Consider the following 19,693-nt stretch of genomic DNA (forward strand, 5'->3'; position numbering starts at 1 on the left):
GGTTACATTCCGAACCCGGAAGCTAAGCCTCACAGCGCCGATGGTACTGCAGGGGGGACCCTGTGGGAGAGTAGGACACCGCCGAACAATTCTTGAAAAAGGCCCACACCAGAAATGGTGTGGGCCTTTTTTGTGTGCCTGGACTACCGTGGCCGCCATGAGCAGCTCTGACACCGACGAGAAGTACCTGGTCCGTGCCATACGGGCCGAGGAGTGGCCCGCCGTGAAGGAGCTGCGGCTCCAGGCCCTCCAGGACCCCATCGCCCACCTGGCCTTCCTCGAGACGTACGACAACGCCGTCGCCCGGCCCGACACCTACTGGCAGGAGCGGGCCGCGAAGGCCGCCACCGGCGCGGACGGCGTAAGGCAGTTCATCGTGGAGGGACCCGACGGTGCGTGGGTCGGCTCCGTGACCGTACTGGTGGAGGAGGCCGGCACCACCGACTGGGCGGGATTCCCCGTCGAGCGGCGCCAGGGCCATCTGGTGGGGGTGTATGTGCGGCCCGAGCACCGGGGGTGCGGGCTGACCGAGGTGCTCTTCGCGGAGGCGCTCGACTGGGCCTGGGGCGAGGGCGCGGAGCGGGTCCGCCTCATCGTGCACGAGGACAACGGGCGGGCGCAGCGCTTCTACCGCAGGGTCGGCTTCGTGCCCACAGGAGTCAGAGTTCCCCTGGCGGAACACTCGGACGACGCCGAACTGGAGTACGCGATCGAGCGTCCCTGAGCCGGTTGGCCGCCTGCACGCATCGGCCGGCCTGGGCAGCTTGTGCGGCGCCGGGGGTCACACCGGGAGTTCGTCGTGCGGCCAGCGGGCCCGGCCCTGTTCACGGGAGCGCAGCAGCGCGAGCGTGGGGAGGCCGCGGGCGGTTCCGCCGTCCAGCAGCTCGGGGAGCTGGGGCAGCGGGGCCACGGCGGCGACGTCGTCCAGGACGAGGGTGAGTGGTGGGTCGAGCCGACCGGAGGATGACCGTTCGGCCATGCGCCGGCCGCGCTCGACCACGCTTGAGGCGAGCCCCGTCAGGAAGGGCATCGCGCCCGGGTTGGTGCGGGGGTCCTCGATGGATTCCCCGACCACATAAAGCGTTCCCCCTTCGTTCACGAAGGAATCCAAGGCGAGGGCATCAGTTCGGTTGGGAGTACAGGCTTCCCGGACGTTGACCGTGAGAAGTGCGGCGAGGGCACGGCTCGTCAGCTGCTGGGCGATGTCGCGGCGTTCGGGATGCGCGGTGAGCGCGGCTTCCAGCTCGCCCGCCGAACCCGCGGCGGCCTTCGGGTTGGTCCGCAGCGCCCGTACGGCCTCCTGGACCTGGGTGCCCTGGGACCAGCGGTGGACATGACGGATGGTGCGGCCGTCGATCGCGGCGGCGTGCAGACAGCTGCGCAGCAGCAGTTGCGCCGTGTCGGCCACGGCCTGGTCGATCCTGGCCGTGGGCCGCACCGGGGCCAGGATCGCGGCGGCCCTGGCCTCCGCGATCTGCTTGTCCTCGCAGCCCGTGGTGGGCGACCAGTGCAGGCGGGCCGGGGTGTCGCACAGATGGGTGGGGTCGTAGAGCAGGACGGGGCCGAGCTTGGCCCGCGAGTCCTTGGTGTCCTGCCAGAGAGCGGGGTTGGAGGTGACGACGAGTGCGGGACCGGCGGCGTCCCGGACCGCCTGGGCCGCGGCGGCCAGACGTCCCTCGCGCGGGGCCACCAGCAGGGCGGGTGGCCGCGGGCCGGCGAAGGACCCCGCCGCCACCGGCACGGAACCGGGACCATCCAGCACTGAGCCCGGACCACCCGGCACGGACCCGGACCCGCCCGGCACAGGACCGGACCCACTTGGAGTCGTGCCCTGCCCGACCGGCACGGATGCCCATCCCTCCGGCGCGGACGCCATCCCTTCCGGCACCGACGCCATCCCCTCCGGCACGGACGCCAGAGCCTCCGCAGCGGGGCTCCGGGTCCCCGCACCACTTTCCCGGCCCCCGGACACCGGCTCCGAGGTCTCCGGGACCGGCGGCTGCTCCGCCGGCTCCGGACCCGCCCCCGAGCGGCGTTCCGGCGCGGGGTGCGCCCGCTGGGCCGGCAACTCGTGCGGAGACGTCCCGGGCTGCTCCTGCGGGTGCGCGTCCGGCCCCCGTCCCCGTGCCGCCTCCCGCCGCGCGACCCGCTCGGCGCGGCGTCCGAGCCGTACGGCTCTCCACCGGGCCACCGTCCCCATCACGAACACGGTCAGCACCAGCAGCACCATCAGCTGCCCGATGAGCAGCCCCCAGAACAGGCCGTACCCCGACAGCCGCCCCGGTGGGGTGCCGGGCCAGGCGCCCGCGATGTCGTGCGGCTCGCCCATCAGATGACGCATGGCGGTCGGCGTACGGGTGAAGGACACCCCGGCCGGCCAGGAGCCGTGGGCGAACAGTGCGGCCAGGCCCGTCGCCGTCCACACCAGCACGGTCATGCCGAGCAGGAAGGCGAGGATGCCGACCAGGAGGCCGTCGGGGATGCCGCCCTGGCCGTCCCGGCGGTCCGGGCGCGGGGCGCGGTCGTCCGGTCTCACGCCGCCTCCTAGGCCACCGTGGATTCGGAGTCGCCCACGTGCTGCTCCACGAAGGCCGCCGCGCGCTCCGCGGCCTCCAGCTCCGCGGCGCGCAGGGCGTCGTCAGCGGCCAGGTCGGTGGACGACTCGGTCATGGCGCGGTCGGTGAAGACCAGCGGGCGTTCGGTCTCGGTGACCAGGTGTTTGACCACCTGGACATTGCCGTTGACGTCCCACACCGCGATACCGGGGGTGAGGGTCGGGATGATCTCGACCGCCCACCGGGGCAGGCCCAGCACCCGTCCGGTCGCCCTGGCCTCGTCGGCCTTCTGGGCGTAGATCGTCCGGGTCGAGGCCATCTTCAGGATCGCCGCGGCCTCCTTGGCCGCCGCTCCGTCCACCACGTCCGACAGGTGGTGGACGACGGCCACGAAGGACAGGCCGAGCCGGCGGCCGAACTTCAGCAGCCGCTGGAACAGCTGGGCCACGAACGGGCTGTTGATGATGTGCCAGGCCTCCTCGACCAGGAAGATGCGCTTCTTGCGGTCGGGGCGGATCCAGGTGTGCTCGAGCCACACTCCGACGATCGCCATCAGGATCGGCATGGCGATGGAGTTGCGGTCGATGTGGGACAGGTCGAAGACGATCAGCGGGGCGTCCAGGTCGATGCCGACCGTGGTCGGGCCGTCGAACATGCCGCGCAGGTCGCCGTCGACCAGCCGGTCCAGGACCAGCGCCACGTCCAGGCCCCAGGCACGCACGTCGTCTATGGCGACGTTCATCGCCTCGGCCGACTCGGGCTCGGGGTGGCGCAGCTGCTCGACGATGTCGGAGAGGACCGGCTGGCGCTCCACGATCGTCTCGTTGACGTAGGCGTGCGCGACCTTGAGGGCGAAGCCGGAGCGCTCGTCGAGGCCGTGGCCCATGGCGACCTCGATGATCGTCCTGAGCAGGGCGAGCTGCCCGGTCGTGGTGATCGACGGGTCCAGCGGGTTGAGGCGGATGCCGTGGTTCAGGGCCGCCGTCGGGTCGAGCCGGATGGGAGTTATCCCCAGCTCCTCCGCGATGAGGTTCCACTCGCCGACGCCGTCCTCGCCCTGGGCGTCCAGGACGACGACCTGCCGGTCGCGGAAGCGCAGCTGCCGCAGGACGTAGGTCTTCTCCAGGGCCGACTTGCCGTTGCCGGACTCGCCGAGGACGAGCCAGTGCGGGGCGGGCAGCTGCTGGCCGTACAGCTGGAAGGGGTCGTAGATGTAGCCCTTCCCGGAGTAGACCTCGCGGCCGATGATGACGCCGGAGTCGCCGAGACCGGGTGCGGCGGTCGGGAGGTAGACCGCCTGGGCCTGGCCGGTGGAGGTGCGCACCGGCAGCCGGGTCGTCTCCACCTTCCCGAAGAGGAAGGACGTGAAGGCGTCCGTGAGTGCGGTGAGCGGGTCCCGCATCAGAGCATCAGCCCCTACCGTCGGATTCCGGTGGCGAACGGGAGCGTGTTCACGAAGGCGCGGTGGTGCTCGCGGTCGCACCACTCCAGTTTCAGGTACGACTTTCCGGCCGAGGCCCTTATGGTCCGCTTGTCGCGGGCCAGGGCCTCCGGGGTGCGGGCGGAGACGGTGATGTAGCCGACCAGGTTGACGCCGGCGGCGCCGCTGGCGAGGTCCTCGCCGCGCTGGTCGATGCGGTTGTGGGCGGCCACGTCCCGCGGGTCCACGGTGCGGTTCATCTTGGCGGCGCGGCTGGCCTCGGCGACGTCGTTGGTCTTCTCGGTCAGCATGCGCTCGATGGCGACCTCGGTGGGTTCGAGGTCCATCGTGACGGCGACGGTGCGGATGACGTCCGGGGTGTGCACGAGGAGCGGGGCGAGGAAGTTGACGCCGACCGGGGTCATCGGCCACTCCTTGATCCAGGCGGTGGCGTGGCACCAGGGCTCGCGGGTGGCCGACTCGCGGGTCTTGGCCTGGAGGTAGGTCGGCTCCATCGCGTCCAGCTCGGCGGGCCAGGCGTTGCGCTTGGTCATGGCCTGGATGTGGTCGATGGGGTGGTCCGGGTCGTACATGGAGTGGATCAGCGAGGCCAGCCTGCCCTGCCCGAGCGGCTGCCGTACACGGATGTCGGCCTCCTGGAGACGGGAGCAGATGTCGGTCAGCTCGCGGGCCATCACGACGGCGAGGCCGGCGTCGCGGTCGAGTCTGCGGCCCGCCTGCGGACGGGCGGCACGCGCCATGGCCTGCGCCTCGGCGGCCAGTTCGCGGTTGTAGTGCATGCAGGCCACGAGGTAGGCGCGGTGCTGCTCGCTGCTGGTGGACACCATGGACTGCAGCTGGTCGTACGACCGCTGGAGCCAGGCCGGGGCGCGCTCGTCGCCGCGTACGGCGACGTCCTTGGCGTGGGCGTCCGGGTCGGCGGGCAGGGTGCGGGCGAGCATCTGCAGCCGGGTGACGAAGCCGTCGCCGTTGGCCACGTGCTTGAGCAGGGTGCCGAAGCGGTCGACGAGGGCCTCCTGGTCCTCGGAGTCGCGCAGGCCGACGCCGGGGCCCTCGATCTCGATGGCGGCGGTGACCGTCTTGCGGTCGGCGTGCAGCAGTACGGCGATCTCGTCCGGGCCGAAGGGCGCGGCCAGCCAGGTGATGCGGCCGATGCCGGGGGGCGGGCCGACCTCGATCTCTCGGCCGTCCAGGCGGGTGCCGGCCTCCATGGCGGCGGAGCGGTACAGGGCGCCGCGCTTGACGGTGCGCTTGTAGGAGCGGTTGATCTCGAACCACTTGTAGAAGGTGCGGCGCCGGTACGGCACGTAGACCGCGGCGAGGGCGAGCAGCGGGAAGCCGGTCAGCAGGACGATGCGCAGGGCCAGCACGGGCACGAGCAGCCCGCACATCATGCCGACGAACGCCCCGGCGACGATCAGGGCGATCTCGCCGGTCTCGCGGTTGCGGCCGATGACGGCGTTCGGCCGGGCGCGGCCGATCAGATACGTCCGGCGGGGCGTGACCGCGTGGGACATGTGGGAATCGGTCGTCAACGCCCTTCACCTCCCGTGCGTGGGGTACTGCTGTTGCGGGTGCGGCCTGCGTGGGGGGTGTTCACCGGGCTGGGTGCGCGGGGAGCGGGCGCGGCGGAGGGAACGGAGCCGCCGCCGTCCGGGACGCGGGCGCCGTGCGCCGCGACACCGCCGGAGGCGGGGTTGGCCGGGCGGGGCGTGGACGGCCCGCCGCCGCCCGCCGCTCCGTTGCTGTCGGCGCGGGTGCTGTGGGTCTTGATGCCCTGGGCGACCAGGCTCGCCGGGGAGCTGATGACGGCGGCGGCCTTGCTCTCGGCGCCCTGCATGATGCGGTTGTTGCGGCCGGCCGCGATCTCGTCGCCGAAGCCGGGGACGAAGCGGTAGATCATCGCGCTGGCGAAGATGGCGAGCAGGATGATCGCGAGGCCGGAGACGACGGCGGAGAACGCGCCGGGGCCGTTGTCGTCGGCGGACAGCGCCCCGGCGAGCCCGAGGACGATCACGATGACCGGCTTCACCAGGATCACCGCGATCATGATGCCGGCCCAGCGGCGGACGTGGCCCCACAGGTTCTTGTCGACCAGGCCGGCGTAGACGACGGTGCCGAGCAGGGCGCCCACGTAGAGCAGAGCGGCGCGGATGACCAGCTCCAGCCAGAGCACGCCGGCGGCGAGGATGGACACCAGGGAGACCACCATCAGCATGATGGGGCCGCCGCCGATGTCCTCGCCCTTGCCGAGCGCGGCGGAGAACGTGCCGAAGAACGTGTCCGCCTGGTCGCCGGTCGCCTTGGCGAGCACGTCGGAGACGCCGTCGGCGGCGGAGACGACGGTGTAGAGGATCAGCGGGGTGAAGGCGGAGGCGAGCACGGTCAGCCAGAGGAAGCCGACCGCCTCCGAGACGGCGGTGGTCAGCGGCACGCCGCGCACCGCCCGCTTGGCCACGGCCAGCAGCCACAGCAGCAGGGTGAGGATCGTGGAGGCGGCGAACACGACGGCGTACTGCTGGAGAAACTTCTGGTTGGTGAAGTCGACGTTCGCGGTCTCCTGCACGGCCTTGCTGAGCTTGTCGATCGTCCAGGACGCGGCGTCGGCGCAGCCCTTGGCGAGGGAGGAGAGCGGGTCGAGGGTGGCGGAGGGGTCGGTGGTGAGGCCGTTGGGACGGGAAGAGCCGCCCTCGTTGCCACGCTCGCAATACTGCCGGGCGCGGCCCACGATGAGGTCGCAGTTGTTCTTGGTCGCCGACGGGGACGGACTCGGGGTGGGTGAGGGCGCGGCGGCGGCGCGGGCGGCCAGGAGGACGACCGAGGTCTGCACGGCGGCCACGACTCCGGTGAGCCCCAGCGCGCGCTGCTTGCTACCGGGCATACGTGAACCCTCCGTACTCTTCGGTGGCCTTGCGGATCTCGTCGGAGGTGGCGGCCTTGTCGTCGCCCGGTACGGGGGCGGGACCGTCCTTCTGGGAGTCGGAGACGATCTTCCAGTCGCCGGCCGACCACTGCAGCTCGAACGTCCAGGTCTTCCACGAAGAGGTGACCGGATCGGTCGAGGTCGCCGAGGACATGCCGATCAGGCCCACGTACCAGACGGAGACCTTGGCGCTGGTGCCCCCGTACTGCTGGACGGTGGTGCCCACCGGAGTCACCCGGGAGACGAAGGTGCTTCCGGCCGGGGCGTTGCCACTGGCGTCCAGGCCCATGTTCCTGAGGAAGTCCGCCGAGTACGCCTGGTCCATCGGGCCCTGGAGTCCGGCGGCGGCCTCGGGGGTGTAGAGGAGGTTCACGATGGCGTGCCGGCTGTCCTTTCTGAACATGCCGGTGGAGCCGAGCGTCACGGCGTAGTTCGCCGCCGCCGACTGTGCCCCCTGTTCGTCGTGGGCGAAGCCCGAGGGGATGCCCGCGGCCTTGGTGCGCACCGGCTGCGTGCCGGTCGCCGCCGTCGCCGCCGCGCTGGGCTTGCCGCCGCCGTTGCCGTCCGCGGAGGAGGAGCCGCCTCCCGTGCGGTTCGCGAAGGCGATGGCGGCGATGAGGAGGACCACCACGGCGACCACCGTGACCAGCCCGCGCGAGGACGAGCGGGCGCCGCGCCGGGCCCCTCCGTAGGGGTCGGCGGCCCGCTCGGGGAGCCGGGTGCGGGTCTGCCCGCCGTACAGCTCGTCGTCGGCGCGCGCGGAGTCGCCGAATCCGTGCTCGTCTCCGAGACTCATGTCCCGTACGCCCCCTCGGCCTGGTACCGGAACGCGTGCACGTACGACGGTAGCCGTGCTGGTTTCCGCGTGGACGCGGTGTGGTGACTCGACATCAGGGAAACGCAACCTCAGCCGGTGAGCACGGTGGGTGGGTGGGGGCAGCGGGGGCACCGGGCGCGTCCGGAGGGTCCGGCCGGCGGCGCGGACGGAGCACCGTGCGCGGCATGCGCGGGTGTGCGCCGGTCGTACGGCCTACACGGCCATGCCGTACACGATGGTGAACAGGGTGCCCAGGGAGCCGATGATGAACACGCCCGTCAGGCCGGCGATGATGAGGCCCTTGCCCTGTTCCGCGCTGAAGGTGTCGCGCAGGGCGGTCGCTCCGATGCGCTGCTTGGCGGCGCCCCAGACGGCGATGCCGAGGCACAGCAGGATGGCGACCGCCATCACCACCTCGATCATCACCTTCGCCTCGTTGCCCAGGCTGCCGAAGGGGCCCCAGTCCGGAGCGATCCCGCCGATGATGGTGTTGATGTCTCCCTTGTCGGCCGCAAAGAGCATGTAAGTCACCGCCCCTGGTGGGTAGTTCCGCGGCCCCTGCAAAGGCGCAGAGGTCAGGCCTCATTGTCGCTGACAATCGCGCGTGCGGATGTCGACTTGGCGCCATTGCCCGGCAGCTTTTGTTCGTATGGTCACTCTGTGTATCACGGCAGGTCACGCCGGGCAATGAAGTGCGACCGGAACCCGGGATGTGGTCCCGTCGTTGACACTTTTCATGGTCCGGCACGCCTTCTGACGGCCAGTCGGGTGAGTGGCCGCGTCGATGGTCTCACGCTTTGCCCTCCGGGTCGCGGAGGCGGGACAAGCGGGGTGAGGGCGAGCAAATCGCGCGCCGGCCGGGGGGTTCACGGAAAAATCTGGGTGAAGCCGGGCTGCGGTTCTCACCTTCATGAGCCACAGTGGGCCCTGATGACGCGTACCCCGGACACCAGCAGTCCCGCCCACCGCTCCCGTCACCGGGCCGGCCCCCGGCCGTACGCGCTGTGCGCCGCGCTGGTGATGCTGGCCGCGACCTCGGCCTCCGTGGCCGCCGCGGACGGCGGCCCGGGTCCCCTCGGGGTCACCGCGGTGGCCGTGAGCACCCCGCAGAGCGCGCGGGTCGGGGCGCTGATCCCGGCGGACCGGACCGGTGACCTGACGGACAGCCACTTCTGCACCGCCTCCGTCGTGCGCAGCCCGCACCACAACCTCGTCGTCACCGCGGCCCACTGTCTGAGCGATGGGACCGACCTCGTGTTCGCACCCGGCTACCGGGACGGGACGGCGCCGTACGGGCTGTGGCGGGTGCGTGCCCGGTTCATACCGGAGGGCTGGTCCAGGGACCAGGACGAGGACAGCGACCTGGCCTTCGCCGCGCTCGAGCCGCGGGACGACGCCGGGAACGGCCACAGCGGCGGCGGCGACGATGACGGCGACGGTGACGGTGGTGAGAACGTGGAGGACGTCGTGGGCGGCAACCGCTTCGCCACCGGCACGGCGACCGGCGCGACCGCGGTGACGCTCACCGGTTACCCCGACTCCCGGGACGAGCCGATCCGGTGCACCAACAAGCCGCGGCGGCAGGGCGGCAGCCAGCAGCGCATCGACTGCCCGGAGTTCACCGCGGGCACCAGCGGCAGCCCCTGGGTCAACGGGGACCGCGAGGTCGTCGGGGTGCTCGGCGGGCACGAGGAGGGCGGCCTGACCCCGGACACCTCCTACAGCGTGGTCCTCGGCGCGGAGGCGGCCGAGCTCTACGAGGAGGCCGCCGCCGCGTCCTGACGGGCCCCGGTGCGGGCGCGGGCCGCGACCGGTGTGCTGCCGTGCGCCCGTGTGTGATCACTTCCGGACGGCGGCCGCGCGCTTACACTGTGGCTCGGCGTACTCCCGGGCGGTGAGGGGCGGTTGACGGTGCGTAGGGCATGGGTCGTTGCGATCGCCGCCGTCGGTTCCGGACTCACCTTCGTCATGCTGCTGGTCGTCGGTGTGTACGTGACCGCCGGCAGTCTCGCGGGCGGTGCCGGAGGGTCCGTGGGACTGGCCAAGGGCGCCGTCCCGGCCGCGTACAAGAGCCTCGTGGAGAAGTGGGGCAATCTCTGCCCCGCCATCAACCCGGCGCTGCTGGCCGCCCAGTTGTACCAGGAGAGCGGGTTCAACCCGCGCGCGCAGTCGCCCGCCGCGGCGCAGGGGATAGCGCAGTTCATCCCGGGCACCTGGGCCACGCACGGCGTCGACGGCGACGGCGACGGCAAGCGCGACGTCTGGGACCCCGACGACGCCATCCCGTCGGCCGCCTCCTACGACTGCGAACTGGCGAAATACGTACGGACCGTGCCCGGCGACCCGACGCACAACATGCTCGCCGCGTACAACGCGGGAGCGGACGCGGTCATCCGGTACGGGGGCGTGCCGCCGTACGCGGAGACCCGCAACTACGTCAGGACGATCACCACGCTGCAGAAGAGCTTCGCCGCGCCCGTCACCCGGGTGGCCCCCTCCAAGCAGGCCGCCGCGGCCATCTCCTTCGCGCAGCGCAAGCTCGGCACCCCCTATCTGTGGGGCGGTGAGGGCACCCCTGAGCAGGGCGGACGGTTCGACTGCTCGGGTCTGACGCAGGCCGCGTACGCCAGTGTGGGCGTCAGGCTGCCGCGCGTCGCCAACGACCAGTACAACGCGGGCCCGCACCCCAAGCGGGACGAACTGCTCCCCGGTGACCTGGTGTTCTTCTCCGACGACCTCACCGACTCGCGGGCCATCCGGCACGTGGGCATCTACGTCGGCGGCGGCTACATGATCGACGCGCCGAGGTCGGGCGCCGTGATCCGCTTCGACCCGGTGGACACCCCGGACTACTTCGGGGCGACCCGGGTAACCGAGGATGGCGCGAAAGCGCTCCCCACCCCGGTGTGAACCGAGCGTGAACCAACCCCCTGAGCTGCGGCGATGAGTATCTCTTCGATAACGTCTGCGTGATCATTCGGTGGAGTGTGGAACGTATGCAGCAAGGTCGTGCGTTCCTGTTGACGTAGCCCGGCGGACGCGAGCGGCCTGCGGACGGAACGCGTGTGCACGCACGCGCGCGCAGCGGAAGCGGATCTACGACCACGGGGGTGGCAGAGGGCGCACACAGGGTGCGCCCGGAACGACACGACGAAGGGGCCGCAGCGCCATGGCTGGACTCGCCGACAGCGGGGCGAACCCCGACGTCGACCTGCTCTACGACATCAACGGCCTGGCCAAGGACGCTCCGCACTGGTTCGACCGGCTCATGGAGTACATCGGCGAGTACGGGCTGCTGCTCGCGATGGTGCTGCTCGTGGTGTGGTGCTGGTGGTCCGTGCGGCGGCGCGGCGGGGAGCGGGCCGCCGCCTCCGTGGCCGCGCTGGTGTGGGCGCCGCTGGCGGCGGGGCTCGCGGTGCTGGTGAACGTGCCGATACGGGGGTTCGTGCGGCGGCCCCGGCCCTTCCTGGACCACCAGGGTCTGGACGTGCTGGTGTCCGGCAAGACCGACTTCTCCTTCGTGAGCGACCACGCGACGATCACCATGGCGATGGGCGTCGCGCTGTTCGTGGCCAACCGGCGGTTCGGCCTGGCCGGCATCGGGCTGGCGCTGCTGGAGGGGTTCTGCCGGGTCTACATGGGCGTGCACTATCCGACCGACGTGGTCGGCGGGTTCGCGCTGGGAACCGCGGTGGCGCTGCTGCTGTCGCCGCCGGCGATGATCCTGCTCACCCCGCTGCTGCGGGCCGTCGAGGGGTCGGCCTGGGGCGGGTGGCTGGTACGGAGCCGGCGCGCGGCCGGGAGCCGCGGCGGCGCGGACTCCCGCGGGCGGACCGGCGACCGGGCGTCGGCGACGGAGGAGCGCGACCTGGCCGCGTAGCCGCCCACCCGCGACCGGACCGAGCCCTCGTGCGCCCGGCCCGACGGCCCCGCACCGGACCGAGCCCTCGCACGCTGGGCCTGGCGGCCAGGCAGCCTGGGGGCCGGCCGCCAGGAGTCGGGCCGAGCCCCGCATGTTGGGCCCGGTGGCCCGGCATCGGGCGAGTCCTCGGGCGTCCCCCGGTCCGGCGCTCCGGCGGCCGGGATCGGGCCGAGCCCTCGGGCGTCCCCCGGTCCGGCGCTCCGGCGGCCGGGATCGGGCCGAGCCCTCGCACATTCGCCCCGGCGCCCCGGCGCCCCGGTGGCCTGACGGCCTGACGCCCGGCGCTCCGGCGGCCCGACGCGGCCCGGCGGCCCGGCGCCCCGGCCGCCCGCCAGGCGCGGCCAGGCTACAGCCCCTGTGGGTACGTGAAGAAGTTCTGCGGGTCGTACTGGTGCTTCAGTTTCGCCAGGCGGGGGGCCGCATCGCCGTAGTAGGCCGTGCGCCAGTTCTTCAGCGTGGGGTCGGTGTAGTTCTGGTACGCCGCTCCGGAGGCGTACGGCCGCATCGCGCCGTGGGCCGCGCTCAGCCAGGACTGGGCCGCCGAGCCGCTGGTGCCGGCCCGCCAGGACGCTATGTACTGCGCCAGCATCCGCGAGCGCCGGTGCACGAAGGCCGTCGCCGTCGGGGAGACGCGGTTGACCGCGCCGCCGAGCGCGGTGAGCGCGACGCTGCCCGCGCCGCCGCGCACCGACCGCATCTGGTTCAGCAGGGTCTGCACGCCGGCCGCGGGGATCGAGCGGTCGAAGAAGTCGGAGCGGGCGGCGTAGGTCTCCCGGCCGAGCCGGCCCTGCGGGGAGCGGCCCGGGGTCGAGCCCGGCAGATGGCACTGGGCGTCGGTGGGGAAGGACGAGCAGCCGGCGTACGCCTCCATGGCCTGCTCGTAGGTGTGCCGCTTGAGGGACACGCTCGAGGCGTGGGCGCCGACGCGCGCGGCCAGCCGGTCCACCGCGTTCTGCAGTTCGCCGTAGGTGCCCAGCGAGAAGGCGGCCACCGAGACCGTGGGGGTGCCGCCCGCCGAGCCGGCCAGGTGCAGGGACGACCAGATCTCGTCCGGCTGACCGGGGCCCCACTCCTGCCAGGCCCGCACGACCGCCGCCGCCTTCGCCCACGGCCAGGTCAGGTACGCCGAGACGGCCTGGGGGGCGGGATGGGTGCGGAACCGCAGCTCGGTCACCACGCCGAAGGTGCCGTTGCCGGCGCCGCGCAGCGCCCAGAAGAGGTCCTTGTTCTCGGTGGCGTTGGCGGTGAGCTGCCGGCCGTCCGCGGTGACGAGGGTCGCCTGGGTGAGGCTGTCGCAGGTCAGGCCGTAGGCGCGGGAGACCACGCCGTGGCCGCCGCCCAGGACCAGCCCGGAGACCCCCACCGTCGGGCAGGAGCCGGCCGGGATGGTCACGCCTTTGGCGGCGAGCGCGCGGTAGACGTCGATCAGCTTGGCGCCGGCGCCGACCACCGCGGAGGCGCCGCTCGCCCGGACCTGGCCGAGCCGGGAGACGTCGACGATCAGACGGCCGTCGCCGGAGGACCAGCCCGCGTAGGAGTGGCCGCCGTTGCGGATGGCCACGCGCAAGCGGTGGGCGCGGGCGTAGGCCAGGGTGGTGCGGATGTCGCCGGTGTGCGCGACGTAGGCGACCGCGGCCGGGCGCAGACCGTCGAAGCGGGTGTTGTACAGCCGGCTGGCCGTGGTCCAGGAGGCGTCGCCCGGCCGCAGCAGGGTGCCGTCCAGCTCGCGGGCGAGCGCGGCCCAGTTCGCGGCGGCGGCGGCGCCGGCGGTGCGCAGCCCCCCGGCGGAGCCGGTGCCCGAGGCCGCCGTGCCGGGGGTCGCCGTACCGGGGGCCGCCGCACGGGAGGCCGTGGCGGAGGGACCGGCGGCGCCCGCGCCGTCCTTGCCGCCGCCGCACCCGGCGGTGACGGCCGCCGCGATCGCGGCCGTGCCGCCGGCGATGAACGCACGCCGTTCCATGTCTGTGCCTCCTGTCGGCTCCCCTGATCGAGACGACCACCCGGCCCGGCGGGTTCCAGGGGACCGGGAAGTCTGCCAGCAGGCCGGCGGGGCCCGGCGGGGCGGCGGTGCGCCGGGACCTCCACGTGCTCTTCCCGTGAGCGTTCCGTGACCTCACCGCACCGACGGCAGGGGTTCACCCCTCGTTCACGTCCGGCCATCGGCGGCTTCACCTGTTCTGCCTAATTTCGGCCTTACCCGGTGCTGACGCGCATCCCGGCGCATCGGGACCGCCCACACTTCGCACGCCGCCGATCAGGACGGCGGCTCCTGGAAGGAAAACCCTCAAGTGAAGTCTCAGCGCAAGAACCGGCGGGCTCTCGCTCTCGGCGTCCTCGCCGTCTCCGGCGCCCTGGCCCTCACGGCGTGCGGCTCCGACGACAACAGCGGCAAGGAGGGCGGCGGCAGCCCGGCCGCGGCGGCCGCGCCCGGCTCGGTCCACTGCGACGGCGCCAAGGGGCAGCTGCAGGCGTCGGGTTCCTCCGCGCAGAAGAACGCGATCGACGCGTGGGTCAGGCAGTACGGCGAGGCGTGCAAGGACGTGCGGATCAACTACAACCCGACCGGTTCGGGCGCGGGCATCACCGCCTTCCTCCAGGGCCAGACGGCGTTCGCCGGCTCCGACTCCCCGCTGAAGCCGGAAGAGGCCGGTCAGTCCGCCAAGGTCTGCTCCGGCGGCCGGGCCATCGACCTGCCCATGGTCGGCGGCCCCATCGCGGTCGGCTTCAACGTGCCGGGCGTGGACAGCCTGGTCCTCGACCCGTCCACCCTCGCGAAGATCTTCAACGGGAAGATCACCAACTGGAACGACGCGGCGATCAAGAAGCTGAACCCGGACGCCGAGCTGCCCGATCTGAAGATCCAGGCGTTCCACCGCTCGGACGAGTCCGGCACCACCGACAACTTCACCAAGTACCTGATCGCCACCGCCAGGAGCGACTGGCCGTACTCCGGCGGCAAGGCCTGGCAGGCCAGGGGCGGCCAGTCCGCGCAGGGCTCCTCCGGCCTCGCGGCGCAGGTCAAGCAGACCTCCGGTGCCATCTCCTACTTCGAGCTGTCCTACGCCGCCGACGGCATCAAGACCGTCGACCTGAAGACCGGCGCGGCCACCCCGGCCAAGGCCTCCGTCGAGAACGCCACCAAGGCCATCGCCTCCGCCAAGGTCGTCGGCACCGGCAAGGACCTCGCGCTCAAGCTGAACTACCGGCCCACCGAGGACGGCGCCTACCCGCTGACCCTGGTCACCTACGAGATCGCCTGCGACAAGGGCAACAAGGCCGCCACCCTGCCGGCCGTGAAGTCCTTCCTCACCTACATCGCGTCCGAGGACGGCCAGAAGCAGCTGGCCGCCGCCTCCTACGCGCCGATCCCCGACGAGATCATCGCCAAGGTCCGCACCACCGTCGCCGGCCTGAGCTGATCCACGTGTGCGGCCCGGGTCCCGGCCCTGCCGGGGCCCGGCCGCACCGTCCGGTGCACCGCCGCCAGGAGCCCGCACCCCGTGCACGGCCCCGCAGACCGGAGAACCCGATGGACATATCCGCACAGCACACAGACGCTCTCCCGCCCCCGGCCCCGCTGCCCCCGACCCCCGCGCGCCCGGCCGCACGCGACCGTGCGGCCCAGGGCGCCGCCCGGCCCGGTGACCGCATCTTCCTCGGCCTGTCCCGGGGATCGGGCATCGCCCTGCTGGTGATCATGGCCGCGATCGCGGTCTTCCTCACCTACCGCGCCACCCTCGCCATCAGCGAGGACGACGGGAACTTCCTGACCACCTTCGACTGGAACACCGGCCTGCTGCCGCCCCGGTTCGGCATCGCCGTGCTGGCCTTCGGCACGGTCGTCTCCTCGATCGTCGCGATGGCCCTCGCCGTCCCGGTCGCGGTCGGCATCGCCCTCTTCCTCACCCACTACGCCCCGCGCCGGCTCAGCGGCCCGATCGCCTACGTGATCGACCTGCTGGCCGCCGTGCCGTCCATCGTGTACGGCCTGTGGGGCGCCCTGGTCCTCGTACCGCACCTGAACGGCCTGTACGGCCGGCTGGACGCGTACTTCGGCTGGACCGGCGTCCTGTCCTGGCAGGGCGGCGCCCCGCGCTCGCTGCTCACTGTGGGCATCCTGCTGGCGATCATGATCCTGCCGGTCATCACCAACGTCAGCCGTGAGGTCTTCCGCCAGGTCCCGCGCACGCACGAGGAGGCGGCCCTGGCCCTCGGCGCCACGCGCTGGGAGGTCGTCCGCATGTCGGTGCTGCCCTTCGGCCGCTCCGGCGTGATCTCCGCCTCGATGCTGGGCCTGGGCCGCGCCCTCGGCGAGACGATGGCCGTCGCGACCGTCCTGTCGCCCACCTTCGACATCCGGGCCAGCCTGCTGGACCCGGGCGGCGGCACCTTCGCCCAGAACATCGCGAGCAAGTTCAACGAGGCCACCGAGTTCGGCCAGGACGCGCTGATCGCCTCCGGCCTCGTGCTGTTCGTGATCACCCTGCTCGTGAACGGAGCGGCCCGCGTGATCATCAACCGCCGCAAGGAGTACTCGGGGGCCGGCGCATGACCGGGCCGGCCGTCTCGCACAAGCGCCGCGGCCCGCTGCGCGGCGCGAGCCTCCCGAAGTGGTTCCCGCTCGCCGTCGTCGCGGGCTCCCTCTCCGTCGCCGTGGGCATCGGCCTGGCCGCCGGCCTGGACAGCAAGGTGCAGTGGGGGCTGATCGCGGCCGTCCTCGCCGTGCTCTCCACCTATGCGATCGCGGCCCGTGTCGAGGGCCGCCGCCAGGCGAAGGACCGCATCGCGACCAGCCTGGTCTGGGTGTCCTTCCTCGTCGCCGTGGTCCCGCTCGCCTCCCTGGTCCGGGCCACGGTCGAGCGCGGCACGAAGGTCCTGGACGGGTACTTCCTGAGCCACTCCATGGCCGGTGTCGCCGACAGCCGGCCCGGCGGCGGTATCTACCACGCCCTGCTCGGCACCCTGGAGCAGGTGGGCCTGGCCACTCTGATCGCCGTGCCGGTCGGCGTGCTCACCGCCATCTACCTGGTCGAGTACGGGCGCGGCCGGCTCGCCAAGGCCGTGACCTTCTTCGTCGACGTCATGACGGGCATCCCGTCGATCGTCGCCGGACTGTTCGTCCTCAGTTTCTGGATCCTGATCCTGAAGATGGGCTACTCCGGCTTCGCCGGCTCGCTGGCCCTGGCGATCCTGATGATGCCCGTGGTGGTCCGCTCCACCGAGGAGATGCTCAAGCTCGTCCCCAACGAGCTGCGCGAGGCCTCCCTGGCGCTAGGGGTCCCCCAGTGGCGCACCATCCTGAAGGTGGTCCTGCCGACCTCCCTCGGCGGCATCGTCACGGGCGTGATGCTCGCCGTCGCGCGCATCACCGGTGAGACCGCCCCGGTGCTGCTGCTGGTGTGGGGCACGAACTTCATCAACAGCGATCCCTTCTCCGACCCCCAGGCCTCGCTGCCGCTGTACATCTACCAGCAGTACGCGAACAGCTCGGGATACGGCGCGGCGTACGACCGCGCCTGGGCGGCGGCCCTCACCCTGATCGCCTTCGTGATGATCCTCAACCTGGTGGCCCGCGGGATCGCCCGCTGGAAGGCGCCCAAGACCGGTCGTTAGGGCACCCGTGCGCGGCCACCGCCGCGCACCGCGGGCCGGCGACCGAGAGACCGGAAGTGAAGAAGCAGACATGGCCAAACGAATCGACGTGAGCGGGCTCACCGCCTACTACGGCTCCCACAAGGCGATCGAGGACATCTCGATGACGGTCGAGCCGCGCTCGGTGACGGCGTTCATCGGGCCGTCCGGCTGCGGCAAGTCGACGTTCCTGCGCACCCTGAACCGTATGCACGAGGTCACCCCCGGCGGCAGGGTCGAGGGCAAGGTGATGCTCGACGACGAGGACCTGTACGGCGCCGGGATCGACCCGGTCTCCGTGCGCCGCGAGGTGGGCATGGTCTTCCAGCGGCCCAACCCGTTCCCCACGATGTCGATCTTCGACAACGTGGCGGCGGGGCTCAGGCTGAACGGCGGCCGCGGCAAGAGCGAGCTCGGCGACATCGTCGAGAGGTCGCTGCGCGGCGCCAACCTCTGGAACGAGGTCAAGGACCGCCTGAACAAGCCGGGCGCCGGCCTGTCCGGCGGCCAGCAGCAGCGGCTGTGCATCGCCCGCGCCATCGCGGTGGAGCCGAAGGTGCTGCTGATGGACGAGCCCTGCTCCGCCCTGGACCCGATCTCCACCCTCGCCATCGAGGACCTGATCGGCGAGCTGAAGGAGCGCTTCACGATCGTCATCGTGACGCACAACATGCAGCAGGCGGCGCGGGTGTCCGACCGTACGGCGTTCTTCAACCTGGCGGCGGTGGGCCGGCCGGGCCGGCTGATCGAGATCGACGACACCGAGCGGATCTTCTCCAACCCGTCCGTCCAGGCCACGGAGGACTACATCTCCGGCCGCTTCGGCTGATCCGCGGCCGGTCCCGAGGATCCCTCGCGGTGCTGCATGGCGGTGCCACCGCGAGGACGCAGAAGGGCCCGCCCCCGGCTCCCGGGGGCGGGCCCGCGCTGTGGTGCGCCCGCGGTGCAGGTGCCCGCGGTAGCGCCCGGGGTGCAGGTGCCCGCGGTAGCGCCCGGGGTGCAGGTGCCCGCGGTAGCGCCCGGGGTGCAGGTGCCCGGGGTAAAGGCGCCCGAGGCCGTGCGCCCGCTCTGTCGTGCGCCCGCGTGCGTGCGCGCCCGCCGGAGCCGTGGGTCGTGCCCGGGCGCGGCCTGCGCGGCGCGGCGCCCGGGCGGCGGTCCCGGTCCGCCTATTCGGCGATCTCGGTCCGCTCCCACCACTTGTAGACGGTGACCTGGCCCTCCGCGCTGTCCTCGTGCCGCGTGGTGACCTTGTAGTGCTCGTATCCCCCGGAGTGCGGGATCTTCAGTTCCTGACCCGGAGGGACCACCGGCACCAGGGTGCCCGCGAGGTCCTCCGGTCCGCCTTCGAGGAGTGCCTTGGTAGTCATGCTTCCAGTGTCGTCACACCGGCGCGGGCGGCTACAGGAACGCCAGATCGATCAGCCAGAAGGAGCACGCCGCCACGATCGCCGCCGCCGGCATGGTGATGAACCAGCCCAGCACGATGTTCTTGGCGACGCCCCAGCGCACCGCGTTGACCCGCTTGGTCGCGCCCACGCCCATGATGGCCGAGGTGATCACATGGGTGGTGGAGATGGGCGCCTTGAACAGGAACGCCGTGGCGAACATGATGGACGCGCCGGTGGTCTCCGCCGCGAAGCCCTGCGGCGGGTCCAGTTCGATGATCTTGCGGCCGAGGGTGCGCATGATGCGCCAGCCGCCCGCGTAGGTGCCGAGCGACAGCATCAGGGCGGAGACCAGCTTCACCCACACCGGGATCGGGTCGCCGTAGTCCTCGACGTCGGCGATGACCAGCGCCATCACCACGACACCCATGGTCTTCTGGGCGTCCTGCAGACCGTGCCCGAGCGCCATGCCGGCCGCGGACACCGTCTGCGCTATGCGGAAGCCGCGCTTGGCCTTGTGCGGGTTGGTCCGGCGGAAGATCCACATGATCGCCGTCATGACCAGGTAGCCGGCGACCAGACCGACCACCGGGGACAGGAACATCGGGGTGACGACCTTGTCCAGCACCCCGGACCAGTAGACCGTCGTACCGCCGGCCAGGGCCGCGCCGACCATGCCGCCGAACAGCGCGTGCGAGGAGGACGAGGGCAGGCCGAAGTACCAGGTGATCAGGTTCCAGACGATGGCCCCGAGCAGTGCGGCGAAGAGGATGCCCATCCCCTTGCCGCCGGTGGGGGTCTCGATCAGGCCCTCGCTGACGGTCTTGGCGACCCCGCTGCCCAGGAAGGCGCCGGCGAGGTTCATGACCGCCGCCATGGCCAGTGCGGCCCGCGGGGTGAGCGCGCGGGTCGACACCGAGGTGGCGATGGCGTTGGCCGAGTCGTGGAATCCGTTGGTGTAGGCGAAACCGAGGGCGACCAGGACGGTCAGGATCAGAGCGAAGGTGTCCATGGACGCC

17 protein-coding genes and 1 rRNA gene are annotated in these 19,693 nt (G+C 72.0%); 9 read left to right on the forward strand and 9 right to left on the reverse strand.

The annotated features are described in order from the left end of the window. Both rrf and ACI2LW_RS09570 read left to right on the forward strand, forming a co-directional pair. Positions 1-87: ribosomal RNA gene (gene rrf / locus ACI2LW_RS09565) — 5S ribosomal RNA — on the forward strand; the annotation flags it as partial. Between the two features lie 70 nt (positions 88-157). Beyond that, positions 158-724 (forward strand): GNAT family N-acetyltransferase, encoded by a 567-nt coding sequence (locus tag ACI2LW_RS09570; RefSeq protein ID WP_404730616.1) that lies wholly within the window; start codon positions 158-160, stop codon positions 722-724. Between the two features lie 57 nt (positions 725-781). On the opposite strand, the gene ACI2LW_RS09575 is transcribed toward ACI2LW_RS09570, so the two are convergent. From ACI2LW_RS09575 to ACI2LW_RS09600, 6 genes are all read right to left on the reverse strand, one after another. Next, positions 782-2,536 carry a type VI secretion protein gene (locus ACI2LW_RS09575; protein WP_404730617.1) on the reverse strand — a complete coding sequence of 585 codons (1,755 nt, stop codon included), beginning with the start codon at positions 2,534-2,536 and terminating at the stop codon, positions 782-784. An 8-nt stretch (positions 2,537-2,544) separates the two neighbouring features. After that, positions 2,545-3,957, reverse strand: a complete 1,413-nt coding sequence (locus ACI2LW_RS09580; protein WP_404730618.1) for an ATP-binding protein — start codon at positions 3,955-3,957, stop codon at positions 2,545-2,547. Between the two features lie 14 nt (positions 3,958-3,971). Continuing rightward, positions 3,972-5,513, reverse strand: coding sequence for an SCO6880 family protein (locus ACI2LW_RS09585; RefSeq protein WP_404730804.1), 1,542 nt, complete (start codon positions 5,511-5,513; stop codon positions 3,972-3,974). 14 nt (positions 5,514-5,527) lie between these two features. Further along, complete coding sequence (locus ACI2LW_RS09590; RefSeq protein WP_404730619.1) at positions 5,528-6,877, reverse strand: hypothetical protein; 1,350 nt, start codon at positions 6,875-6,877, stop codon at positions 5,528-5,530. Beyond that, positions 6,867-7,715, reverse strand: a complete 849-nt coding sequence (locus tag ACI2LW_RS09595) for a hypothetical protein (protein ID WP_404730620.1) — start codon at positions 7,713-7,715, stop codon at positions 6,867-6,869. The genes ACI2LW_RS09590 and ACI2LW_RS09595 overlap by 11 nt, the downstream gene beginning before the upstream one ends. A gap of 234 nt (positions 7,716-7,949) precedes the next feature. Then, a complete protein-coding gene (locus ACI2LW_RS09600) occupies positions 7,950-8,258 on the reverse strand; it encodes a hypothetical protein (protein WP_014673544.1) in 309 nt (102 codons plus the stop codon). A 408-nt stretch (positions 8,259-8,666) separates the two neighbouring features. Here ACI2LW_RS09600 and ACI2LW_RS09605 point away from each other — a divergent pair, with 408 nt between their 5' ends. The 3 genes from ACI2LW_RS09605 to ACI2LW_RS09615 all read left to right on the forward strand — a co-directional run bounded on the left by ACI2LW_RS09605 (position 8,667) and on the right by ACI2LW_RS09615 (position 11,616). Beyond that, positions 8,667-9,518 (forward strand): trypsin-like peptidase domain-containing protein, encoded by an 852-nt coding sequence (locus ACI2LW_RS09605; RefSeq protein ID WP_404730621.1) that lies wholly within the window; start codon positions 8,667-8,669, stop codon positions 9,516-9,518. 129 nt (positions 9,519-9,647) lie between these two features. Beyond that, entirely contained in the window at positions 9,648-10,646 is a 999-nt protein-coding gene (locus ACI2LW_RS09610) for an NlpC/P60 family protein (protein WP_404730622.1), read from the forward strand. 259 nt (positions 10,647-10,905) lie between these two features. Further along, positions 10,906-11,616, forward strand: a complete 711-nt coding sequence (locus ACI2LW_RS09615) for a phosphatase PAP2 family protein (RefSeq protein WP_404730623.1) — start codon at positions 10,906-10,908, stop codon at positions 11,614-11,616. 388 nt (positions 11,617-12,004) lie between these two features. On the opposite strand, the gene ACI2LW_RS09620 is transcribed toward ACI2LW_RS09615, so the two are convergent. After that, on the reverse strand, positions 12,005-13,618 hold the full coding sequence (locus ACI2LW_RS09620) for an FAD-binding oxidoreductase (RefSeq protein WP_404730624.1): 1,614 nt from the start codon (positions 13,616-13,618) through the stop codon (positions 12,005-12,007). Between the two features lie 328 nt (positions 13,619-13,946). Here ACI2LW_RS09620 and pstS point away from each other — a divergent pair, with 328 nt between their 5' ends. From pstS to pstB, 4 genes are all read left to right on the forward strand, one after another. After that, entirely contained in the window at positions 13,947-15,077 is a 1,131-nt protein-coding gene (gene pstS / locus ACI2LW_RS09625) for a phosphate ABC transporter substrate-binding protein PstS (protein WP_404730625.1), read from the forward strand. A 110-nt stretch (positions 15,078-15,187) separates the two neighbouring features. Continuing rightward, a complete protein-coding gene (gene pstC / locus ACI2LW_RS09630; RefSeq protein ID WP_404730626.1) occupies positions 15,188-16,210 on the forward strand; it encodes a phosphate ABC transporter permease subunit PstC in 1,023 nt (340 codons plus the stop codon). Beyond that, the gene (gene pstA / locus ACI2LW_RS09635) at positions 16,207-17,271 is read left to right on the forward strand and encodes a phosphate ABC transporter permease PstA (RefSeq protein ID WP_404730627.1); all 1,065 of its coding nucleotides are present in this window, start codon (positions 16,207-16,209) and stop codon (positions 17,269-17,271) included. Before pstC ends, pstA begins: the two co-directional genes overlap by 4 nt. Before the next feature lie 70 nt (positions 17,272-17,341). After that, on the forward strand, positions 17,342-18,118 hold the full coding sequence (pstB, locus tag ACI2LW_RS09640; protein ID WP_404730628.1) for a phosphate ABC transporter ATP-binding protein PstB: 777 nt from the start codon (positions 17,342-17,344) through the stop codon (positions 18,116-18,118). Positions 18,119-18,455: 337 nt separating this feature from the next. Here the strand turns inward: pstB and ACI2LW_RS09645 are convergent, their stop codons facing one another. Next, positions 18,456-18,656, reverse strand: coding sequence for a DUF5988 family protein (locus ACI2LW_RS09645; protein WP_404730629.1), 201 nt, complete (start codon positions 18,654-18,656; stop codon positions 18,456-18,458). Positions 18,657-18,687: 31 nt separating this feature from the next. Further along, positions 18,688-19,686 (reverse strand): anion permease, encoded by a 999-nt coding sequence (locus ACI2LW_RS09650; RefSeq protein WP_404730630.1) that lies wholly within the window; start codon positions 19,684-19,686, stop codon positions 18,688-18,690. Positions 19,687-19,693: the final 7 nt, after the last annotated feature.

Origin of the sequence: Streptomyces sp. NPDC004065 (genome assembly GCF_044903565.1) — a bacterium.
Classification (GTDB): Bacteria; Actinomycetota; Actinomycetes; order Streptomycetales; family Streptomycetaceae; genus Streptomyces.